Annotated in this window: 22 protein-coding genes and 1 pseudogene; 11 read left to right on the forward strand and 12 right to left on the reverse strand. The window is 66.6% G+C overall.

The window, feature by feature from the left end:
- Positions 1-6 precede the first annotated feature (6 nt).
- Together CYU59_RS11370 and CYU59_RS11375 are read left to right on the forward strand one after the other, a co-directional pair.
- A complete protein-coding gene (locus tag CYU59_RS11370; RefSeq protein ID WP_292989270.1) occupies positions 7-612 on the forward strand; it encodes a hypothetical protein in 606 nt (201 codons plus the stop codon).
- On the forward strand, positions 609-1202 hold the full coding sequence (locus CYU59_RS11375) for a hypothetical protein (protein WP_292989272.1): 594 nt from the start codon (positions 609-611) through the stop codon (positions 1200-1202). Before CYU59_RS11370 ends, CYU59_RS11375 begins: the two co-directional genes overlap by 4 nt.
- Before the next feature lie 242 nt (positions 1203-1444).
- Here CYU59_RS11375 and CYU59_RS11380 read toward each other — a convergent pair whose 3' ends face one another.
- From CYU59_RS11380 to CYU59_RS11390, 3 genes are read right to left on the reverse strand one after another with little or no spacing between them, the layout of a single operon-like run.
- Positions 1445-2974: a hypothetical protein gene (locus tag CYU59_RS11380; protein WP_292989274.1), complete on the reverse strand. Its 1530-nt coding sequence runs from the start codon at positions 2972-2974 to the stop codon at positions 1445-1447.
- A gap of 1 nt (position 2975) precedes the next feature.
- The gene (locus tag CYU59_RS11385) at positions 2976-4253 is read right to left on the reverse strand and encodes a competence/damage-inducible protein A (protein WP_292989276.1); all 1278 of its coding nucleotides are present in this window, start codon (positions 4251-4253) and stop codon (positions 2976-2978) included.
- Between the two features lie 10 nt (positions 4254-4263).
- Positions 4264-4584 (reverse strand): MTH1187 family thiamine-binding protein, encoded by a 321-nt coding sequence (locus tag CYU59_RS11390; RefSeq protein ID WP_292989279.1) that lies wholly within the window; start codon positions 4582-4584, stop codon positions 4264-4266.
- A gap of 53 nt (positions 4585-4637) precedes the next feature.
- Between CYU59_RS11390 and dtd the strand changes: the two genes are divergently transcribed.
- From dtd to CYU59_RS11405, 3 genes are read left to right on the forward strand one after another with little or no spacing between them, the layout of a single operon-like run.
- A complete protein-coding gene (gene dtd, locus CYU59_RS11395) occupies positions 4638-5069 on the forward strand; it encodes a D-aminoacyl-tRNA deacylase (RefSeq protein WP_292989281.1) in 432 nt (143 codons plus the stop codon).
- Positions 5070-5081: 12 nt separating this feature from the next.
- A complete protein-coding gene (locus CYU59_RS11400) occupies positions 5082-6011 on the forward strand; it encodes a class I SAM-dependent methyltransferase (protein WP_292989283.1) in 930 nt (309 codons plus the stop codon).
- Complete coding sequence (locus CYU59_RS11405; protein WP_292989285.1) at positions 6011-6877, forward strand: TIGR03619 family F420-dependent LLM class oxidoreductase; 867 nt, start codon at positions 6011-6013, stop codon at positions 6875-6877. The genes CYU59_RS11400 and CYU59_RS11405 overlap by 1 nt, the downstream gene beginning before the upstream one ends.
- A gap of 19 nt (positions 6878-6896) precedes the next feature.
- Here the strand turns inward: CYU59_RS11405 and CYU59_RS11410 are convergent, their stop codons facing one another.
- On the reverse strand, positions 6897-7634 hold the full coding sequence (locus CYU59_RS11410; protein WP_292989287.1) for a glucose 1-dehydrogenase: 738 nt from the start codon (positions 7632-7634) through the stop codon (positions 6897-6899).
- Positions 7635-7812: 178 nt separating this feature from the next.
- Here CYU59_RS11410 and CYU59_RS11415 point away from each other — a divergent pair, with 178 nt between their 5' ends.
- Positions 7813-8943, forward strand: a complete 1131-nt coding sequence (locus CYU59_RS11415; protein WP_292989289.1) for a nitronate monooxygenase family protein — start codon at positions 7813-7815, stop codon at positions 8941-8943.
- Here CYU59_RS11415 and CYU59_RS11420 read toward each other — a convergent pair whose 3' ends face one another.
- The 3 genes from CYU59_RS11420 to CYU59_RS11430 all read right to left on the reverse strand — a co-directional run bounded on the left by CYU59_RS11420 (position 8944) and on the right by CYU59_RS11430 (position 10321).
- A complete protein-coding gene (locus CYU59_RS11420) occupies positions 8944-9159 on the reverse strand; it encodes a hypothetical protein (RefSeq protein WP_292989291.1) in 216 nt (71 codons plus the stop codon).
- A 17-nt stretch (positions 9160-9176) separates the two neighbouring features.
- Positions 9177-9620 (reverse strand): hypothetical protein, encoded by a 444-nt coding sequence (locus CYU59_RS11425; protein ID WP_292989293.1) that lies wholly within the window; start codon positions 9618-9620, stop codon positions 9177-9179.
- Between the two features lie 107 nt (positions 9621-9727).
- Positions 9728-10321 carry a dihydrofolate reductase family protein gene (locus CYU59_RS11430; protein WP_292989295.1) on the reverse strand — a complete coding sequence of 198 codons (594 nt, stop codon included), beginning with the start codon at positions 10319-10321 and terminating at the stop codon, positions 9728-9730.
- A gap of 201 nt (positions 10322-10522) precedes the next feature.
- Between CYU59_RS11430 and CYU59_RS11435 the strand changes: the two genes are divergently transcribed.
- From CYU59_RS11435 to CYU59_RS11450, 4 genes are read left to right on the forward strand one after another with little or no spacing between them, the layout of a single operon-like run.
- The gene (locus CYU59_RS11435; protein ID WP_292989296.1) at positions 10523-11785 is read left to right on the forward strand and encodes a cytochrome P450; all 1263 of its coding nucleotides are present in this window, start codon (positions 10523-10525) and stop codon (positions 11783-11785) included.
- Between the two features lie 9 nt (positions 11786-11794).
- Complete coding sequence (locus tag CYU59_RS11440) at positions 11795-12808, forward strand: alcohol dehydrogenase catalytic domain-containing protein (protein WP_292989297.1); 1014 nt, start codon at positions 11795-11797, stop codon at positions 12806-12808.
- A gap of 8 nt (positions 12809-12816) precedes the next feature.
- Positions 12817-13368, forward strand: a complete 552-nt coding sequence (locus tag CYU59_RS11445; protein ID WP_292989743.1) for a YceI family protein — start codon at positions 12817-12819, stop codon at positions 13366-13368.
- 13 nt (positions 13369-13381) lie between these two features.
- Entirely contained in the window at positions 13382-14254 is an 873-nt protein-coding gene (locus CYU59_RS11450) for an LLM class F420-dependent oxidoreductase (RefSeq protein ID WP_292989298.1), read from the forward strand.
- Here CYU59_RS11450 and CYU59_RS11455 read toward each other — a convergent pair.
- Positions 14251-15432 (reverse strand): hypothetical protein, encoded by a 1182-nt coding sequence (locus CYU59_RS11455; RefSeq protein WP_292989300.1) that lies wholly within the window; start codon positions 15430-15432, stop codon positions 14251-14253. The two genes, CYU59_RS11450 and CYU59_RS11455, sit on opposite strands and share 4 nt — an antisense overlap.
- A gap of 352 nt (positions 15433-15784) precedes the next feature.
- Between CYU59_RS11455 and CYU59_RS11460 the strand changes: the two genes are divergently transcribed.
- Positions 15785-16765, forward strand: a complete 981-nt coding sequence (locus CYU59_RS11460; protein ID WP_292989301.1) for an alpha/beta hydrolase family protein — start codon at positions 15785-15787, stop codon at positions 16763-16765.
- Between the two features lie 64 nt (positions 16766-16829).
- Here CYU59_RS11460 and CYU59_RS11465 read toward each other — a convergent pair whose 3' ends face one another.
- The 4 genes and pseudogenes from CYU59_RS11465 to CYU59_RS11480 all read right to left on the reverse strand — a co-directional run bounded on the left by CYU59_RS11465 (position 16830) and on the right by CYU59_RS11480 (position 20099).
- Positions 16830-17399, reverse strand: a complete 570-nt coding sequence (locus CYU59_RS11465; RefSeq protein WP_292989303.1) for a hypothetical protein — start codon at positions 17397-17399, stop codon at positions 16830-16832.
- A gap of 32 nt (positions 17400-17431) precedes the next feature.
- On the reverse strand, positions 17432-17827 hold the full coding sequence (locus CYU59_RS11470; RefSeq protein ID WP_363114448.1) for a hypothetical protein: 396 nt from the start codon (positions 17825-17827) through the stop codon (positions 17432-17434).
- Positions 17828-18010: 183 nt separating this feature from the next.
- A pseudogene (locus CYU59_RS11475) lies at positions 18011-19182 on the reverse strand (cytochrome P450).
- A gap of 32 nt (positions 19183-19214) precedes the next feature.
- Positions 19215-20099, reverse strand: coding sequence for an SDR family NAD(P)-dependent oxidoreductase (locus tag CYU59_RS11480; RefSeq protein WP_292989306.1), 885 nt, complete (start codon positions 20097-20099; stop codon positions 19215-19217).
- Positions 20100-20148: the final 49 nt, after the last annotated feature.

A 20148-nucleotide genomic window follows, 5' to 3' on the forward strand; every position in this document is an offset into this window, starting at 1 on the left:
AGCGGTATGTCCGGCGGCCTCAAAGGCTTCATTCGCGGCGAACTGGCTCAGCTGAAACTTCCGCAGCTGTGGCACCTGGTCGCGGGCGCGATCATCGCGGTGGCCGCACTGTTCGGCGGCCTGGATGACGTGGACGCCAAACCGGTCGTGTTCAACGTCGGCCAGCCCTACAGCGACGGCGAATTCACCCTCACCGTCAAGAGGGCGCTGCTGTTCGACGAGATTCGTGCGGGCAAACACGTGGTCGCCGCGGCCAAGCCCGGATACGACTACCTCGCGGTGGCGAGCACCGTCCGCAACGACGGACCGATCCGTGGCGGACTGAGCATGGGCGCGCGCGACGAAGAGTTCGACCTGCGGGAGCCGCACAAGGAGTACGTCGGAGCATTTCGGATCGCCGACGCGTCGATCGTCTCGTCGCTGGGCCCCAAGATATCCGACGATCTGTTGTTCGTCTGGAAGCTGCCGAACGGTGAGGTCAAGCCCGGTTCCCTTGTGACGCTGCGGGTTTGGAAGAAAGAACTGCGGGAGATGATCGTGACGTACGGCAAGGACTGGCTGTCCAGCGAGACCAGCTCCGCGCAGATCACCTTGCCGGTGGTGAAGCGATGAGCAGCGTTCGCGACAGGCTCGCGCGTCGCGCAGTCTTGCCGCTGACGGCGGTGCTGGTCGCCGCTGCCGCGATGTTGTGGCACCATCTGCCGGTTCCGACCCAGATCTACGCGCCGTTCGACGTACACGGCAAGCTGGGTAGCCAGGTGCGGGGGCGCGCACTGGCCGTCACAGCCACCGGGGTTCGGATTGCACCGAAGGCCAAATTCCCTCTCGGCCCGCATTCCACGAGCACGATGTCGGCGGCGGGACTGTGGCTGGTGGTCGAGGCAACGGTCTCGGCGGACAAGTCGTCGACGCTGGTGTCGGCCGATCTGGTGCTGGGCACCAACACTTATCTGGTGTCCCTGCGCCCCGCGCCTGGCTTCGCTGTCCGGATCGACCCGGGCCTGCCGCAGCACGGCTACTGGGTGTTCGACGTGGCGCCCGAGCTGATCCAGCCGTCAGTTGCCAAGCCGTTTCAACTGCGAGTGTGGCCCAACGCCGAGGAACGGCTGACCAGTCGCATCGTGGTCGATCTCGACAGCCAACCCCCGGCGCGCGCTGACTTCGTCACCGTGAAGCCCTCCGTGATCGGTCCGGCCGAATGAGCCGACTCTGGGTCCGGAACCTGATCGGTCTCGCGGTCGTCGTCGCCGCGCTGGTCGTGCTGTGCGTGGTCGAGCTGTACCCGGAGTGGTCGTCGTATCGGCGAACCGTCGAGCCGGAGCGCGTCATCGGACGCGGCGGCAGCGCGGAACTGTCCGGGCAGTCCTGGCATCTCGGCGCGGTCCACCGCACCGGCACTCTGCCGAAAAGCCCCTACCGGCCGTCGATACCGAAAGGCGCGGTGCTAACCGTCGTCACCATCGAGCGGACGGGTAGCCCCGGCCCCCAACTGTGCGTCGGTTTCCTCACCGACGGGCGGCGGCGGTGGAGAGACCAGACGAACTCCGGGACCTCCTACCCCGTCAGCCGAGGTGCCACTCCATTCTGTAGCCAGCCCGGCCCGGTGCAGTTCAACTTCCTGCTGCCCAGCGACGCCACCCCCACCGCCGTCGACATCACCGACGCGAACTCCGCCATCCTGCTGCGCATCGCCCTCTAGGCGCGCGTTCTGCTCGGCCAGCTGCGCCCGGGTGGCATGGGTCCAGCAGTAGCCGAACGCGGTGGCAATCAGAGCTATGCGCAGCGGCACCACAATGAGTTGGGATATCAGGTCGAGCGTCGGCATGAACGACGTCCAGAAACCCCAGTCCTGCGGGCCGATCACCCATTCCATACCGCGGACCAGGTAGCCGTGATTGTTCGACGGGCCGTAAAAGCTGCCCACCACGTCGAGCCAAGCCAGCACCACATACGCGAGTACATAGCACGCCAGCGCGACCGGACCGCCGTGCAGGATCAGCTTGGCCGAGTCGACGATCGGCTGATACCGCCCGGTCTTCGACTTCGCGTAGTCGGACACTTTGCCGCGCAGCGACGTCGGCATCACCGACCAACTCCGCTCGAACCGTCGCGCCGGCAACAACTTTTCGAGAAATACCGCGCTGCGCTCGCCCACCGTTCGGCGCGCCGCGGCGCGCCAGTCGGCCTGCGTCGAGACCCCGTAGACGATGCCGATGACGGCAAGCCACATCAGCGGCACCCCCGCACCGCCGAACACCGTCTTCACCGTCCACGTCAGGCCGTGCCAGCCGACCTGCAGGGGCTTGACGTGGCTGAACAGCTCGGCGCGAGTGCTGGTGAACCACACCACGATTCGACGTTTGGCCAGCCAGCCGGCCGGGTTGACCAGAAACGTGAATCCGGCCGACAGCGAATAGCTCAGCACCAGGAAGATCCAGAGCGAGTCGATGTAGATGCGTACCGCGGTCAGCCATCGCGGTAGCCGGCCGGCGAAGTAGCGCAACGGGTAGCGGATGATCAGCGCTCCGCCGATGACGAAAAAGGTGGTCTTTGGCACCTGCAGTGCATGGGTGGCCGCGCCGCTGAACGCCTCTTCGATCTGGTAATCCAGCGAACGCGCCATGTAGGCCAGCCAGTCCTCCTTGAACAGCTGCCACGCCAGGTAGATCGCAAAAAACGGCGCGACGATCGAAGAGAACAGGTCGGCGCTGCGAAGCGAAGGCGTCGGCAGGTCGGCCAACACCGGCACCCCCGGGCGGACCACCAGGAACATCGCCACGTAAGACCCCAGCGTGGCCAGCCCGGCGAACGGCATGATCATCGCGGCCCAGAAGGCGTGGTCGTGGCCGACGTAGGCGGCCCACTCCACCGCACCCTTCCGGGCCAGCATCCCTACCAGGTAGCACGCCGCTATCTGCGGCCAGTAACGCCACGCCAACGCAAATGGCCGAAGCAGGTAGGACACCCGGGTCATGTTATCGGTGGTTGGCGGCCGCGCTCAGCGCTTCTCTCAGTAGGTGCATGGCGACCGTCGTCGATCGTTCCCGGATGTCGGTACGGTTTCCGGGCAGCCGAATTGTCCGGGTCGAGGGTGCGCCGCCCGCCAGCGCGACGGTGAAACAGACGGTGCCGACCGGCTTGTCCGCCGTTCCCCCACCCGGCCCGGCGATCCCGGTGATCGCCACAGCCGTGTCGGCACCGAAGCGGTGCAGCGCCCCGGCGGCCATCGCTTCGGCCACCGGTTCGGATACCGCGCCGTGTGCCTCGATCAGTGCCGGGTCCACCCCGAGCAACTCGGCTTTCGCGTCGTTGGCGTAGGCCACCAGTCCCCCGGCCACATACGCCGACGAGCCGGGTCGTTCGGTGAGTCGAGCCGCCAGCAGGCCGCCGGTGCACGACTCGGCTGTCGCGATCCGGCGTCCGGTCAGCAGCTGCGCGATCTGGTCGTCGACCCGCGAGCCGTCGTCGGAGAAGATTTGCGCGCTGTGGCGCTCCCGCAGCAGCTCGGTCAACTCCCGATAGGTGTCGGCGGCGCCGGGTTCGTAACGGGTGACCATTTCGACCTCACCCCGGCGCAGACAGGTGGTGATCTCCAGCGCGTCGAATCCCGGCACGTCGTGCTCGGCCTGCCGCAGAGTCTCGGCCAGCCCGGATTCAGGTAGTCCGAACATCCTGATGGTGTCCTGCCGGTACACCGTGCGGCCGGCGATCGCCTGCTGCACTTCGGGGACCTGCACGGCTGTTTTCCACATCGGCTGTAGTTCGCGCGGCGGACCCGGCAGGACGACGATGGTCGGCTTACCGGGAACGACGACGCCGGGCGCGGTGCCGACCGGTTTCATCACCACGGCCCCGACGGGGACCATCGCCTGCTTCCTATTGGCGGCGCGGATCGACTCGAAATCGCCGGAACCCAGGCGCGACATCAGTTTCTTCAAGATCTCGGCGATGGTGTTTTCCAGCTCGACGTCCAGCGCGAGTTCGCGTCCGCTGAATTGCGCGACGATGGCGACCGTCATGTCGTCGGCGGTCGGTCCGAGCCCGCCACTGGTGACGATCAGGTCGACACCCTCGTCGGCCAGGAAGCGCAGCTGGGCCTCGATGTCGGAAGCGCGGTCGCCGCAGATCGTGATGTGGGCGAGTTCGACGCCCAGCTCCAGCAGCTGTTCGGCCAGCCACGGACCGTTGAGGTCGGCCACCCGCCCGGTCAAGACTTCGGTGCCGGTGACGACAATGCCTGCGCGTGCGCTCACTGCTACGACCTTAGGCGCGAGTGTCCGGCTCCGTGGACAGGTGCCGCTCGACCGACGCGGTCTTGCTCGTCATCGCGTCACTGACGCCGGATCGCCAGTCCGCCTTGATCACGACGCTGACCCGATCGGCCCGCGCCTTTACCGCCTCGACGGCACGCTCCACCACCGCCATCACCTCACCCCAGGTGTCACCCTCGATCACGGTGAACATCGCGTCGGTCTTGTTCCGCAGCCCGGAGGCCCGGACCACCCGGACGGCTTCGGCCACGATCTCGCCGACACCGTCGCCGACTCCGAGCGGCGTGACCGAGAACGCGACCAGCACTGACATCTAGCGAGCGTACCCACGGCCCCGCGGCGTCGGCGCCATGGCAGCATCGGGCCATGCGGGTTCTGGTGCAACGGGTCGCATCGGCAGCGGTGTCGGTGGACGGCCGGGTGGTCGGCGCGATCCAGCCCGCCACCCAGGGCCTGCTGGCACTCGTCGGGGTGACCCACGACGACGACGCGGTCAAGGCTCGACGGCTCGCTGAAAAGCTCTGGCAACTCAGGATTCTCGATGACGAGCGCTCCGCCTCCGACATCGGCGCGCCGATCCTGGTGGTCAGTCAGTTCACCCTCTACGCCGACACCGCCAAGGGGCGGCGGCCATCGTGGAATGCCGCCGCGCCGGGCGCGTTGGCCGAGCCGCTGGTCGAGGAGTTCGCGCAGACGCTGCGGGGCCTGGGCGCGCACGTCGAGACCGGGCTCTTCGGCGCCGACATGCGCGTCGAACTCGTCAATGACGGCCCGGTGACCGTTCTTCTCGAACTGTGACAAGGAGATTCGATGACTGACAAGTGGGCGGGCGACCGAACCGACGACGACACCTGGGACATCGTCACCAGCGTGGGCTACACCGCTTTACTGGTCGCGGGTTGGCGAGCATTGCATGCGGCGGGTGATCAACCTCTGGTGCGCGATGACTACGCCAGGCATTTCATTGTGGCTTCCGGCGACCCGTTTCTGAACAACGCTCTGGCCGCCCCTGGTGCAACCGAGGGCGCGGCGACCTTTCCCCGGTTGTACGGCGTCCAGACGCGGTTCTTCGACGAATTCTTCGTCGCCGCTGCGGGTCAAGGCATCCGTCAGGCGGTTATCGTGGCGGCCGGTCTTGATTCACGGGCCTATCGACTCGAATGGGCTAGCGGCACAACCGTATTCGAGATAGACCAGCCGAGGGTCCTGGAGTTCAAGACCGCGGTGATGAAGGAGCATGGGGCAAGCCCCGCTGCCGAGCGGCGTGACGTTGCCGCGGATCTGCGCGGCGACTGGTCAATACCGTTGCGGGCGCAGGGTTTCGACCCTGCACAGCCGAGCGCCTGGTCGGTGGAGGGCATCTTGCCGTACTTGACCGGCGAGGCGCAGGACACGCTGCTGCGCCGGATCACCGAACTCTCGGCGCCGGGCAGCCGGCTGGCGATCGGGGCACTGGGCTCCTGTCTCGACCAGGAACGGCTCACGGCGCTGGAGGCGAGCTACCCCGGGCTCAACGTGTCCGGCGAGGTGAACTTCTCCACCCTGACCTACGACGACGCCACGAAAACCAGTCCCGCACAATCGCTTGCCGCTCAGGGCTGGGCGGTCGATCCGGTACGGACCAACCCGGAACTGCAGCGCGAATACGGCCGGGCGCCGTCGCGGGTCGACATGCAAATCGACGAGATCATGCATTCGCAGTACATCAGTGCGACGCGGTCAGCCCCGAAGGGGGCCTGATGCAATTCTGGTCCGGCACACCGTTCATGGACACCGTCGACGCGCTGGCGATCGCCCGCATGCTCGACGAGTCCGGCTACGACGGGGTGATCTGTGCCGATCACCTGATCTACCCGCGCAACCTGACGTCGCCGTACCCGTCACCGGCCGGGGTGCCGCCGTGGCAGCCCGAAACGGCGTGGCCCGATTCGTGGATCATGATCGGTGCGATGGCGTCGACCACCCGGCAATTGCGGTTCTCCAACGCCATCTACGTCGCGCCGTCCAGACCACTGGTCGAAGTGGCGAAACAGGTGGCCACCGCATCGGTGATCTCCGGAGGCCGGGTGTCGCTGGCCGTCGGCGCCGGCTGGATGCGTGAGGAATTCGACCTGCTGGGGCAGGATTTCGGCAACCGGGGCAGACGGCTCGACGAGATGATCCCGGCGCTGAGGGCGCTGTGGCAGGGCGGCTGGGTGTCCTGGAGCGGTCGTTACTACCAGGTGCCCGAGCTGATGCTCGAGCCCCATCCACCGTCTCCGGTGCCGATCCTGTGCGGCGGCGAATCGGAGACGGCGCTGCGCCGCGCCGCGCGGTTGTGCGACGGCTGGGTCGGCACCGCGTACGGGTGGGACGACGCGGTTCGCTACGTCCGGAAGCTGACGGCATTACGGCACGAATACGGCCGCGCCAGTGAGCCTTTCGAGATCATGCTGGCACTGCTCGAGGTGCCGTCGGTCGACCTGTTCCGGCGCGCCGAAGATCTCGGCATCACCGCGGTGATGTGTGCGCCGTGGATGCGCGACGGCGTCGAACCGGGCAACCGGGACGGCTGCCGCGCCGCCATCGAGCGGTTCGCCGAAACCGTGATCGCGAAGTGCCGCTAGCGGCGAAGCGCGTCGGCGGTCAGAACTTGTGCGGGACGTCGTTGACCAGTCCGCCGTCCATGACGAACTCGGCGCCGGTGGAATACGACGACTCGTCGCTGGCCAGGAACAGGACGAAGCTGGCCACTTCCTCGGAGACACCGGGACGGCCGAGCGGCACGGTGACCATGTCGTCCGGGAAGTGCTTGGTCATCGGGGTGCGGATGAATCCGGGGTGGATCGAGTTGACCCGGATGTTCTGCGACGCCAATTCCAGGGCGGCGGATTTGGTCAGCCCCCGGACGGCCCATTTGGACGCGACGTAGGGGTGCACCATGACGGCGCCGCGCAGTCCCTCGATCGACGAGACGTTGATGATCGAGCCACCGCCCGCGGCCTTCATCGGCTCGACGACGGCCTGGATGCCGTGGAAGGTGCCGTTGAGGTTGACGTCGATGACTTTGTTCCACTTGTCCACGTTGAACTGACCCAGCTGGCCGAGCGCGACGATGCCGGCGTTGTTGACCAGCACGTTGAGCTTGCCGAAATCGTTAACCGCGGTGGCCACCGCGGCTTCCCACTCGTCGGGCTGGGTGACGTCGAGGTGGACGTAGCGGGCGGCCTCCCCGATCTCGTCGGCGAGTTTCTTGCCGTCATCGTCGAGAATGTCGCCGACGACGACCTTGGCGCCTTCGGCCACCAGGGCCCGGGCGTGGGCGGCGCCCATCCCCCGAGCGCCACCGCTGATCAGTGCAACTTTTCCGTCCACGCGTCCCATGCCGCGTCACGCTACAGCAGTAGATTCCGCGGTTAGAACCTGTTCCACCTTCGGCCCGCGGGGCCCCGCAAATTGCGCACTTTCACCCGGGTGGTCCAGCATGCCTGTTCCGTACTAAACTAGAACACGTTCCAGTTCGCCTACGCCGCTGTAAGCAACCAGGTAAAGGATCTCGCGCATGCACACTTCCATCTGCGACGAACTCGGCATCGAGTTTCCGATCTTCGCGTTCACGCACTGTCGCGATGTCGTCGTCGCGGTGAGCAAGGCCGGCGGCTTCGGCGTGCTGGGGGCGGTCGGGTTCACTCCCGAGCAACTGGAGATCGAGCTCAAGTGGATCGACGAGAACATCGGCGACCACCCGTACGGTGTCGACATCGTCATTCCGAACAAATACGAGGGCATGGACTCCCAACTGTCCGCCGAGGACCTGGCCGAGTCGCTGCGCAAGATGGTGCCGCAGGATCACCTGGACTTCGGCAAGAAGATCCTCGCCGACCACGGTGTGCCGGTCGAGGACAGCGACGGCGACAGCTTGCAGCTGCTGGGCTGGACCGAGGCGACGGCCACCCCCCAGGTCGAGGTGGCGCTGACGCACCCCAAGGTGAAGATGATCGCCAACGCGCTGGGCACCCCGCCGCCGGACATGATCAAGCACATTCACGAAGCCGGGCTCAAGGTCGCGGCGCTGTGCGGCTCGCCCTCGCAGGCGAAGAAGCACGCCGACGCCGGCGTCGACATCATCATCGCGCAGGGCGGTGAAGCCGGCGGTCACTGCGGCGAGGTGGGCTCGATTGTGTTGTGGCCGCAGGTCGTCAAGGAGGTCGCACCGGTCCCGGTGCTGGGCGCGGGCGGTATCGGCAGCGGCCAGCAGATCGCCGCGGCGCTGGCGCTGGGCTGCCAAGGGGCCTGGACCGGGTCGCAGTGGCTGATGGTCGAGGAATCGTCGAACACCCCGGTGCAGCAGCAGGCCTACGTCAAGGCCGGCAGCCGCGACACCGTGCGCAGCCGCTCGTTCACCGGCAAGCCGGCCCGGATGTTGCGCAACGACTGGACCGAAGCGTGGGAGGCGCCGGACAACCCGAAGCCGCTCGGAATGCCGTTGCAGTACATGGTTTCCGGTATGGCGGTGCGCGCGACGAACCGCTACCCCAACGAGTCCGTGGACGTGGCGTTCAACCCGGTTGGACAGGTCGTCGGGCAGTTCTCCAAGGTCGAGAAGACCGCGACCGTCATCGAGCGCTGGGTGCAGGAATACCTCGAAGCGACCAACAAGCTCGACGAGCTGAACGAGGCCGCGTCGGTCTGATCACTCGTCGTCGACGGCGCCGGTGATGACTTCTTTGGTGCGCTCCACCGCGTAGGTGGCGATGTCGATCGAGTTGTGCACGATGTCGCCCGCGCCACCGGCGATGTCGCCCTTGATGATGTGGCCGGCGTTCTCGACGATGTCCGCGGACCGCTCGACCGCGTTCGTGACGATGTCGCGGGCGGCGTCAATTGCGTCTTTCGGCCTGAAGGCCATGGCTGTCTCCTGAGTCTTTAGGGGAAGTGCGTGATGCTGGTGTCGGACGGGAACCCGCCACCTTGGCCGTTCGGGGCTCCGCCGCCAGTCAGCTGACCGATCTGCCAACCATGCTCTGTACAGAGCATCGGCTGCCCGTCGGGGCTCTGAGCCGAGGACCCGCGCGGGTTCTCGCACTTGGCGCCGACCTGTTGCACCCCGTAGAGCGGGTAGGTGATCACCCAGTACCCCGTCTGCGCCGCCGGGAACTGGTTGATGATGAAGTGGCACGCCTCGGCCTGACCGCCGGGGCCGCGCCCGAAGATGAACCGCTCGTAGTTGTCGCAGGGCGCGCCGAGCGATGCGTCGTAATTCATCCCCGGCACGTCGCCGTCGAAGTGCCCGTTGTCGGCCAGGGCAACCGGCGCCATGCCGACAGTGGCGCCGGTGATCGCAGCGGCGACGAACAGTTCGCGAATCATGACCCACCTTCGATGTTGCGTCACCGGGCCACTCTGTGAGCCCGCGACTGGAGGCAAGCATAGTCAGTACCCCGGGTGCCACAAGGCTGTTTCGCCCGACGGTCCGCTCAGTGCCGAGCGGGCCGGTAGGTGCAGATCAGGACGCCGGTGGCGGTGGTGGTCGCCGAAACCAGCTCGAGCGCGTGGACGGCACCGTCGTCGGGGAAGAGCCGCTTGCCGCCACCCAGCAGGATCGGTTCGATCATCAGCCGGTACTCGTCGACCAGGTTGTGGGACACCAATTGCGCGGCCAGTGACGGGCTGCCCATCACCTGCATCACCTTGCCGTCGCGCGCCCGCAGGTCGCGGACAGCTCCGATCGCGTCGTCGGACGAAAGCAGCGTCGAATTGGGCCAGCTCAGGTCCTCTTCGCTCAACGTTCGGGACGCGACGTACTTCGGGATCTCGTTCATCCGGTCGGCGAACGGGTCACCCGCCCGGTCCGGCCACGCCGCCGCCATCGCCTGCCAGGTGCGTCGGCCGAACACCAGCGCCTCGGTGGCGTCCATCAGCTCGCCGACTGCCGGCCCCATGGTGTCCGGGTCGAAGTACGGCATCGACCACCGGCCATGCCGGAAGCCGCCGTCGTCGTCTTCGCCCTGACCGCCGGGCGCCTGCACTACTCCGTCGAGGCTGATGAAGTCACTGACGACAATGCGCATGGGTGAGGCCTTTCGTGGTTGGTAGCCGGCAGTAGTCCAGACCGCGGATCGCGCCGAAACTCATCGCAGAATGCCGCGAGAACACGTTCCATTTCGTCCCTCGGCAATCGGCTGAAGGCCGTTCCGTCTCGGCTGTCGCGGTGCTTTACTGAGCCAGAACGCCTCGTATTGCAAGCCGTTCCCACCCTAGGAGTGCCACCGATGCCGACTCCGAATCTTCCACACGGATTCGATTTCACCGATCCCGATGTCCACGCCGAACGCCTCCCGGTCGAGGAGCTCGCCGAGCTGAGACGGACCGCGCCGATCTGGTGGAACGAGCAACCGCTGGGCGCGGGCGGATTCGACGACGGCGGCTACTGGGTGGTGTCCAAACACAAAGACGTCAAAGAGATCTCGCGACGAAGCGACGTGTTCTCCAGCCTGCAGAAGACCGCGCTGCCGCGCTACAAGGACGGCACCGTCGGCGAGCAGATCGAGCGGGGCAAGTTCGTCCTGCTCAACATGGACGCCCCGCAGCACACCCATCTGCGCAAGATCATCTCGCGCGGCTTCACACCCCGGGCTGTCGAACAACTCCGCGACGACCTGCGCGAGCGGGCCCGCCACATCGTGGCGAACGCGGCGGCACACGGGTCCGGCGATTTCGTCGAGCAGGTGTCATGCGAGCTGCCGCTGCAGGCCATCGCCGGGTTACTGGGTGTGCCGCAGGAGGACCGGATGAAGCTGTTCCATTGGTCCAATCAGATGGTGGGCGACCAGGATCCGGAATTCGAAACCAACGATGCCATCACCGCGTCGGTCGACTTGATCATGTACGCCATGCAGATGGCCGCCGACCGTGCCCAGAACCCCGGCGAGGACATCGTCACCAAGTTGATCGAGGCCGACGTCGACGGCCACAAGCTCTCCGACGACGAGTTCGGATTCTTCGTCATCCTGCTCTCTGTTGCCGGTAATGAGACAACGCGCAACTCGATCACCCAGGGCATGATGGCCTTCACCGACTTCCCCGACCAGTGGGAGCTCTACAAGAAGGAACGTCCCGCGACCGCCGCCGACGAGATCGTTCGATGGGCCACCCCGGTCACCTCGTTCCAGCGGACCGCGCTGCAGGACTACGAGCTGTCCGGAGTGCAGATCAAGAAGGGTCAGCGGGTTGTAATGGTCTACCGGTCAGCCAATTTCGACGAAGAAGTGTTCGACGACCCGTTCACGTTCAACATCCTGCGGGACCCCAACCCCCACGTCGGCTTCGGCGGGACCGGTGCGCACTACTGCATCGGGGCCAACCTGGCGCGAATGACGATCGACCTGATGTTCAACGCGATCGCCGACGCGATGCCCAATCTGGAGTCGGTCGGCACACCGGAGCGGTTGCGCTCGGGCTGGCTCAACGGCATCAAACACTGGCAGGTCGACTACCACAGCGATGCCGCGGCCAAACACCCTGTCGCGCACTAGGCTGCGAATATGCCGTCACACAAAGCAGTTCACGTTAAGTCCGCGGGCGCAGCGTTGGAGCTCGCGGATGTCGAGACGACACCGCCGGGTCACGGAGAGGTGCGCATCAGCGTCAAAGCCTGCGGTATCTGCGGGACCGACGCCCACTTTGTGTCCGGTGACTTTCCGGGTCTGTCCTGGCCGCTCACCCTGGGACACGAGATTGCCGGCACCATCGCCGAAATCGGGCCGGGTGTCGAGGAATTCGCCGTCGGCGACCGGGTGGCTGTCGGCTGGTTCGGCGGAAACTGCAACCACTGCGCCCAGTGTCGCAAGGGTCAGTTCATCACCTGTTTGAACGGCAAGGTGCCGAGCTGGCACTACCCCGGGGGCTATGCGGAATCGGCGACGGTTCCCGCCACGGCGCTGGCCCGCATCCCCGCGGAGCTCTCCGACGCCGAGGCCGCGCCGATGGGCTGCGCGGGCGTGACGACCTACAACGCGCTGCGACACACCAAGGCGCTGCCCGGCGACCGGGTGGCGATCCTCGGTGTCGGCGGTCTCGGCCACCTGGGAATCCAATTCGCCCGGGCAATGGGTTTCGAGACCATCGCGATCAACCGCGGCACCGCCAAGAAGGAGGACGCCCTCGAACTCGGAGCGCACCACTACGTCGACGCGAGCGACGGTGATGTTGCCGAGGCGCTCAACGACCTCGGCGGCGTGGCGGTGGTACTGGGCACCGCCGGAGCCTCGAAGGCGATGGCTGCCACCGTCGGCGGGCTACTCCCCTTCGGCGAGCTCATCACCATCGGTGTCACGCCCGAGCCGTTGCCAATCAGCCCGCTGCAGCTGATCACGCCGGGGCTCAGCGTCGTCGGTCACCCGTCGGGCACTGCCAGCGAGATCGAGGACACGATGCATTTCGCGGTGCAGACCGGGGTGCGGGCCTGGATCCAAGAGCTTCCGCTGTCTCAGGCCGCGGAGGGTTATGCGGCGCTGGAAGAGGGTCGCGCCCACTACCGCACTGTGTTGACGGTTTGACCCGAGGCATCCCCACCGCCGAATGGAGCCTCGACGGCTCCGATGGTGACCTGCTGATCCACACCGGCGTCGTCGGCCCGGCCGCCGCGATCGGACATCGGCTGACGCTGGCGATGCGGCACTGGCGAGCGACGGCGCGGTGGGCGGCCGACGAGCTCGTGGGGGCGGAATTGACCGTCGAGACCGCATCACTGGAGGTCGTCCGTGGCAAGGGCGGCGTCACCCCGCTCTCCGGACCGGAGAAGATCCTGGTGCGCAGGAACGCGCTGAGGACGATGGACGCGAAGCGCCATCCCCGAATCGCGTTCGAGGCCAACACTATTGACAAGACCGAAGATGGTTACCGGTTGACCGGCACGCTGACGATCCACGGCTCGTCCCGGGACCAGGTCGTCGACGTGCGCACCGACGACCAGGGAGCCAACTGGTGGTTGTCCAGCGAGACCACGGTCTGCCAGTCGGATTTCGGCATCAAGCCGTACTCGCAACTACTGGGCTCGCTCAAGGTCGCCGATGACGTCGTGGTGAGCCTCACCGCGAAACGCGCCAAGCGGGCCTGACGGAGGGATCACGATGCGGATCGGCGTGGTGTTCCCGCAGACCGAGATCGGCGCCGACGCGGGCGCTGTCAGGGCATACGCCGAGCAGGTCGAGGGGCTCGGGTTCGCGCACCTGCTCGCCTACGACCACGTGGTGGGTGCCGACACGTCGATACACGCCGGCTGGACCGGCCCGTACGACATGCACGACACCTTCCACGAGCCATTGGTGACGTTCGGTTACCTGGCGGCGGTCACCAGAACTCTCGAGCTGGTCACCGGAGTCGTGATCGTGCCGCAGCGTCAGACCGTGCTGGTTGCCAAGCAGGCCGCCGAGGTCGACCTGCTCAGCAGCGGACGACTGCGCCTCGGAGTCGGCCTCGGCTGGAACAAGGTCGAGTATGAGGCTCTGGGAGAAGACTTTTCGACCCGCGGCAAGCGCTGCGACGAGCAGGTCGAGTTGATGCGCAAGCTCTGGACCGAGCCGAGCGTCACCTTCGACGGCCGCTATCACCGGGTGACCGGCGCCGGCATCGCGCCACTGCCGGTCCAGCGGCCGATTCCGGTGTGGTTCGGAGCGTCCTCACCCCCCGCGTTCCAGCGGGTCGGCCGACTCGGCGACGGCTGGTTTCCGATGGTAGGTCCGGGACCCAAGCTCGAGCGGGCCCGGCAGCTGGTGGCGCAGGCGGCAACCGCGGCGGGCCGGGATCCGGCCCTCATCGGTATGCAGGGTCAGGTCTCGTGGACCGGCAGCACCGACGATCTCGCCGAGGGTCTGCGGACCTGGGCCGACGCGCGCGCGTCACACGTTTCGGTCAACACCATGAATGCCGGGCTGGCCTCGGTCGACCAGCATCTCGCCGTGCTCACCGTCGCGGCCGAAATCGCACGGGATATCGCAGGTTAGGGGGCCGGCGCTCCGGGTGGCGGAGGCGGCGGCTGCTGGTCGGGGTCCTGCCCGTGCAGGCGTTGCAGCAGCTTGGTGAGCAGGGGATGCGGGTTGGGCTGCTCGGGCGGTGGCGGCGGTGCGACCGGAGGGGGCGGCACGGGCGCAACCGGAGCCGCTGCCGGGACAGGGACCGGCGCCTGCGCCACGACCGGTTGCTCGACGATCGGCTCCTGAACGGGTGCCGGCTTCGGCGCCGGACGGGCCGCGGGTTTGGGGGGTGCGGCCGGTGGCGGAGCCGGAGCCTCGGCGATCGGCGCGCGGGCGGCGATGTGCGCCACCGGGCGGGCTGGTTCTGAGGCATGGACGGGCACCAGATGCTGGCCCAGCGCCAGCGAGAGCGACGCCACGAACGTGACCGCGCCGGCGGCCAACATGGTGACCGCACCGGCATAGGAGCGACGCTGGCCCGCCTCGTGGTCCTGCCGCCAGTTGTTGACGGTCTCGAGCATCTCGGTGTCGGTGAACTCGGTGCTCTGCGCCGATACGAGCGCGGCTCCCCGCGCCAGTGCCAGCTCCGCGCCCACTTGGGTGATCACCGGGACGGGCAACGACTGCAGCTGCGCAGACAGCGCGCCGACCTCGTCGGCGGCGCCGACGATCACGACGCCACCCGGCTGCCAGGAACTACGGTCGAACAACGCGGTCAGCCAGAGGATCAGATGCCCGGGCCCGCCGGCCAGCTGCTTGACAGCCGTCTGGGGCTCGCCGTCTTCGGCGTCGACCATCACCACGATCGTCGAATCGCCGTCGAGTACGCACACTGCGGCCTGGTCATACCCGACGACCGGGGCGATGGCACGGGCCAGCATGTCGCACGCATCGTGCAGGCGGACGGGGACGATGTTGTCGAATCCAGCGTCCGTCAGCGACTCCACCAGCAACGCCGCTTCGGCGGCTGATGCATCACTCCACGTGACGCCGACGACGTGCAGGTGTTGATCGAACCCGGCAGCCGCGGACTGCGCGTCCAACACCGCTGCGCTGGCCTGTTCGGAGGTGTACACCGCCTGCAAGCCGGCGGTGGGGTCGACGTCGAAGTCGTCGTGGTCGAGGATGGCGCCGTCGGCTTCGTGGCCGTCCACCAGCACCCATCCGACTGACGTCGATGTCAGCGACAGTCCAACTACCGTGTCCAAGTCTGCACCTCAATCGCGACCCTGAGCCCGTGCGCCGCAACCGGCGACCAGGTGAGTAGATGCGCTGGTTCGCGGGCGGCGGAAGGACCGGGACTGCGTGGTCTCGTCGGTCTACCTCGGGTGACCCTACGCGGTCATCGCGACCAATTGCGACCCGGGGACGAGCGGCTCACCCGGGCTGCCGACCCCCGAAGTTTTGCCAGAATCAGCCGAGAGTTGCCTCTGGCAAGGGCTCCGCGCAGGTCGTGTGCGTTGCTGCGAATTCGCCACACCTTTGCGTCTTAATCGACATATGGACAGCCGCACTGTAAATTTTGCCGTAGTGCGTGACGCCGTCGACAAGGGGCCTGATATGGCATATGTAAGCGACAAGATGCGCGGCTGGGCGCGGCGACTTATGGTCGCCGGCGCAACAGCAGCCGCCCTACCAGGGCTGATTGGCCTTGTCGGTGGAGCGCCGACAGCCAATGCATTCTCCCGGCCCGGGCTTCCTGTCGAGTACCTGCAGGTCCCGTCGGCGTCGATGGGTCGCAGTATCAAAGTCCAGTTCCAGAGCGGCGGCAGCGGTTCACCGGCGGTGTACCTGCTGGACGGCCTGCGGGCCCAGGACGACTACAACGGCTGGGACATCAACACCCCGGCCTTCGAGTGGTACTACAACTCCGGCCTGTCGATCGTCATGCCGGTAGGTGGTCAGTCGAGCTTCTACACCGACTGGTACAACCCGGCGTGTGGCAAGGCCGGTTGTTCGACCTACAAGTGGGAGACGTTCCTGACCAGCGAACTGCCGGGCTATCTGTCCGCGCAGAAGAGCGTGAAGGCCAACGGCAGTGCCGCGGTCGGCATCTCGATGGCGGGGTCGTCGGCAATGAACCTGGCGATCTACCACCCGGGGCAGTTCGTCTACGCCGGTTCGCTGTCCGGATACCTCAGCCCGTCCACCGGGCAGGGCGCGATCGGTCTTGCGATGGGCGACGCCGGTGGCTACAAGAAGGAAGACATGTGGGGGCCCGACAGCGACCCCGCGTGGCAGCGCAACGACCCCACCGTCAACGTCGGCCAGCTGGTCGCCCACAACACCCGGCTCTGGGTGTACTGCGGCAACGGCACACCGAACGAACTGGGTGGCGACAACCTGCCGGCTAAGTTCCTGGAGAGCAACTTCATGATCGGTGGCAACAAGAAGTTCCAGGACGCCTACACCGCGGCCGGCGGTCACAACGCCGTCTTCAACTTCCCGCCCTCCGGCACACACAGCTGGGAGTACTGGGGCCAGCAGTTGAACGCCATGAAGGGTGATCTGCAGGGCACGCTCGGCGCGCACTCCAGCTAGACATCTGAAAAAGACTGCGCCCGACGGTGATCCGTCGGGCGCAGTCTTTTTGTCGGGGGCCGGCTCAGTGCAGCCGGTCGGTGATGTCGACCCACCCTGCTTTGGCGCCGCGATGGTCGGTCACGTCGCGGCACTGGCCGTAGATGCGGGCCACACCCTGGGTCGGTGTGTCGGCATCGAAATACAGGACCGCGTTGACCCCGTCCTTCGACAGGTTTCGCTCGACGAGGTGTTGATTGGACGGCAATCCCTCCCGCCAGCCCCGCGCGGCCAAGGCGGCGGATGCGTCGCGCAGGTACTGCTCGGCGGTGATGTCGGACGGCAGCTGAAAGTTCATGTACACGGCGCCCTGATACGGCGGATCGTCTCGGTTCTTGCACGACATCAGTAGGTAGCCCGCGGTGGGCCGGCGCAGTCGGGCGACAGCGACGATGTCGCGAGCCTGCTCGACGACCTCGGATTGAGTCCGCGCGTCGTCGGCCGGCGGGCCGGGGTGCTCGACGGCGTCGTTCGCCGAGGCATGCAGCCGGTCGATCGCCAGATACACACCGCCGACGAGCACGGCCGTCGACACCAGGGCGACGGTCAGTGCCCGCACCGCCGGCGAGCGCGGCTCCGACGACGGGTCAGGCATGGGTGATCCCGCACCGGGCGAGCGCTGAGGCGTCAGCCCCCGAGCGCCGCGAGCAGCTCTTTGATCCGGGCCGCTTCTTCGTCGGTCGGGGTCTCCTCGGCCTCGATGGCGTCGAGAAGCTCCGGCGTGAGCCCGGCGCCGTTGGCGGTCTCCTGCGCCGACAGCTTCGAGCGCCGCCGGACGACGTAGAGCTGCTGACCCAAGGTCGCCCCCGGCGCTTCGGAAGCCAGCGCCATCAGGTCGTCGTAACGGGTCCGAACTCCGCTGAGCGACACGATGACCGACGGTGTCGCGCGACCGCGCGTCGCCGCCTTGGTCAGTGCGGTCTGCAGTTTGCGCAGACCAGACAGGATCACATTCGCTCGACCCGAGAACTCCGGGTCGCTGGTGTCGGGCAGTGCGTCAATGGCGGCGGAGAACATCTGCATCGCCGCTTCGACCAAGCTGACGATGACGGGTGCTTCACCGTCATCCGGGCCGCCGTCGTTCTTGGACCGCTTCGTGCTGTGGTAATCGTCGATGGTGATCACTCCGTCTGAACGGTGATTGTGAACGCTTCGAAACGCTAGAACGCTAGCGCGGATCGATCTTCCGGACAAGGTTTTGCCCTGTCACAACACCCTGACCGGAAGATGGGACCAGCCGGCTTCGTGTGACGAATTCACCCGAACGCAGTCGTCCCAGCTGACTTGGTAGCGCGGCATGAAGTCCAGAAGGTGGTCGAGCGCGACCGCGGTTTCCAGTCGCGCCAGAGCGGCGCCCAGGCAACTGTGCACGCCGTATCCGAGGCCCAGATGCTGGGCCCGTGTGCTGTCGCGGTCGATGTCGAACAGATCCGGGTCGGCGAAGGCCTCCGGATCCCGGTTGGCCGAGGCGTTGCACAGCAGCACGGGTTTGTTCGGCGGGATCGTCACCCCGTGCAGCGTCACCTCGTTGAGCGTGCACCTGACGTTGTAGAGGATGGGGCCGTCGAATCTGAGCGCTTCCTCTACTGCTGCAACGATTTTCGTGCGGTCGTCGAGCAGTCGCTGCCATTGGTCGGTATGTTTTGCCAGGAGCGCAATCGTGCTGCCGATGAGCTTGGTGACGGTCACCGCGCCGGCGCCGCCCAACAGCATGATGAAGCTCGCGATCTCGAGGTCGTCGAGATTGCTCACCTCGCCGTTGTCTCGCGTCACCTCGGCGCCGATCAGGGTGCTGATCATGTCGTCGCCCGGTCGCAGCCGGCGTTCTGCACCAGATTGTGGTAGAAGCCGAAGACCTCGAGCAGCGTTGTCGTGAAGTCGTCGTCGCCCGCCCGCGAACTCATCGTCTGTTCGGCCTGCTTGCGCACCCGCTGCGCCGACTCGGCCGGGACCCCGGCCATCTGGGTGATGACTTCCGCGGGGAACGGGGCCGAGAAGTCCTGCACCACGTCGAATCGGCCGGGTTCTGCCGCACCGAGGTATTTGCGCACGATGCCGACCACTGTTTCGCGCAGATTCGAGATTGCTCTCGGGGTGAATGCGCGGCTGACCAGCGCACGCATTCGACGGTGGTCCGGTGGATCCATGAACAAGATCAGGTTGGGCGGCACCTCACCTGATTTCACCATGGCGAGGTCGTAGCCGCGCGCCGACGAGTAGGTGCTGTGATCGCGGTAGGCCTCCGCTACATCGGCATGCCGGGTGAGCGCGTAGAAGTCGAGTTCGGCGTTGTAATACACCGGCGAGTCGTCGCGCAGCTGCCGGTAGACCCTGTGCGGGTCGGCCAGAAACTCATCGGAGTACGGGTCGAAGTCCAACTCGCACTTCCCATCTCACTCGCCGGCGGTTGTCAGTCATGGACAGTGGCATTGCGCAGCGATCCGTGTCGCGGCAGACCGAGCGAAAGCCGGCCGACCTGATGCAGCAGCGGTACGGGCAGTAGTCGGTTGACGATCAGATTCGTCCGGGCATCGAGGCCGACGCCGTGCCGTGCGAACGGAGCGCGCTCGGTGAGGGCGGTGGCCAGCCGTGGTGCGAATCGCCGAGGGTGCCGTTTGAGTAGTCGGACCGCCCGACGGCCGTTCCGGTCGATCCGGGCGTGCAGGTCGGCATAGGGTCCGGTTTCGTCGCGGTACACCGGACTCTCGTCGGTGATCATGTCGGTGTCGAACGTTCCGGCCACCAACACCGTCACACCCAGCCCGAACGGGGCGATCTCGTTCGCGAGCCCCTCGGCCCAGCGTTCCAGTGCGCTCTTGGCGGCCGAGTACGGCGTGGTCTCCGGCAGCCCGCGGGCGCCGGCCTGACTCGAGACCACGACGATGCGGCCACGTCCTGCCGAGCGCATCCCCGGCAGCAACTCGTTGGTCAGCGCGACCGGCCCGAACACGTGCGTGGCGAACATCTGCTTCCACACATCCATCGGCAGTTCCTCAGAGCAACCCGCGGCGGCGATGCCCGCGTTGTGGACGAGGCCGTCCGGCGATCCCACCGCCGCTTCGATGGCCCGGGCGGCGGACACGATGGTCGAGGCGTCGGTCAGATCCAGGCGGATGGCGATCATGCGCGGATCGTCGGTGAGTGCGCCGGTCGCAGTTCGCAAAGCCGCGAGTGCGGTATCCGGTGAGCGGACCGCGGCCACAACACGCCAGCCCAGCTGATACATGTGTGCGGCGCAGGCCAGGCCGATGCCACGCGACGCGCCCGTGATGACGACGCTCGGCGGTTGACTCATCGCCCGAAGCATACTTCGATTGGTAGTCGGACTAGCCTTTTGTCGGAAT

The organism is Mycobacterium sp. (assembly GCF_002863225.1).
Taxonomy (GTDB): domain Bacteria; phylum Actinomycetota; class Actinomycetes; order Mycobacteriales; family Mycobacteriaceae; genus Mycobacterium.

Bases quoted from the DNA above. Each gene is read 5' to 3' on its own strand.
- CYU59_RS11370 (WP_292989270.1), top strand. From the start codon at position 7: ATGTCCGGCGGCCTCAAAGGCTTCATTCGCGGCGAACTGGCTCAGCTG.
- CYU59_RS11375 (WP_292989272.1), top strand. From the start codon at position 609: ATGAGCAGCGTTCGCGACAGGCTCGCGCGTCGCGCAGTCTTGCCGCTG.
- CYU59_RS11380 (WP_292989274.1), bottom strand. From the start codon at position 2,974: ATGACCCGGGTGTCCTACCTGCTTCGGCCATTTGCGTTGGCGTGGCGT.
- CYU59_RS11390 (WP_292989279.1), bottom strand. From the start codon at position 4,584: ATGTCAGTGCTGGTCGCGTTCTCGGTCACGCCGCTCGGAGTCGGCGAC.
- dtd (WP_292989281.1), top strand. From the start codon at position 4,638: ATGCGGGTTCTGGTGCAACGGGTCGCATCGGCAGCGGTGTCGGTGGAC.
- CYU59_RS11400 (WP_292989283.1), top strand. From the start codon at position 5,082: ATGACTGACAAGTGGGCGGGCGACCGAACCGACGACGACACCTGGGAC.
- CYU59_RS11405 (WP_292989285.1), top strand. From the start codon at position 6,011: ATGCAATTCTGGTCCGGCACACCGTTCATGGACACCGTCGACGCGCTG.
- CYU59_RS11410 (WP_292989287.1), bottom strand. From the start codon at position 7,634: ATGGGACGCGTGGACGGAAAAGTTGCACTGATCAGCGGTGGCGCTCGG.
- CYU59_RS11415 (WP_292989289.1), top strand. From the start codon at position 7,813: ATGCACACTTCCATCTGCGACGAACTCGGCATCGAGTTTCCGATCTTC.
- CYU59_RS11420 (WP_292989291.1), bottom strand. From the start codon at position 9,159: ATGGCCTTCAGGCCGAAAGACGCAATTGACGCCGCCCGCGACATCGTC.
- CYU59_RS11425 (WP_292989293.1), bottom strand. From the start codon at position 9,620: ATGATTCGCGAACTGTTCGTCGCCGCTGCGATCACCGGCGCCACTGTC.
- CYU59_RS11430 (WP_292989295.1), bottom strand. From the start codon at position 10,321: ATGCGCATTGTCGTCAGTGACTTCATCAGCCTCGACGGAGTAGTGCAG.
- CYU59_RS11435 (WP_292989296.1), top strand. From the start codon at position 10,523: ATGCCGACTCCGAATCTTCCACACGGATTCGATTTCACCGATCCCGAT.
- CYU59_RS11440 (WP_292989297.1), top strand. From the start codon at position 11,795: ATGCCGTCACACAAAGCAGTTCACGTTAAGTCCGCGGGCGCAGCGTTG.
- CYU59_RS11450 (WP_292989298.1), top strand. From the start codon at position 13,382: ATGCGGATCGGCGTGGTGTTCCCGCAGACCGAGATCGGCGCCGACGCG.
- CYU59_RS11460 (WP_292989301.1), top strand. From the start codon at position 15,785: ATGGCATATGTAAGCGACAAGATGCGCGGCTGGGCGCGGCGACTTATG.
- CYU59_RS11465 (WP_292989303.1), bottom strand. From the start codon at position 17,399: ATGCCTGACCCGTCGTCGGAGCCGCGCTCGCCGGCGGTGCGGGCACTG.
- CYU59_RS11470 (WP_363114448.1), bottom strand. From the start codon at position 17,827: ATGCAGATGTTCTCCGCCGCCATTGACGCACTGCCCGACACCAGCGAC.
- CYU59_RS11480 (WP_292989306.1), bottom strand. From the start codon at position 20,099: ATGAGTCAACCGCCGAGCGTCGTCATCACGGGCGCGTCGCGTGGCATC.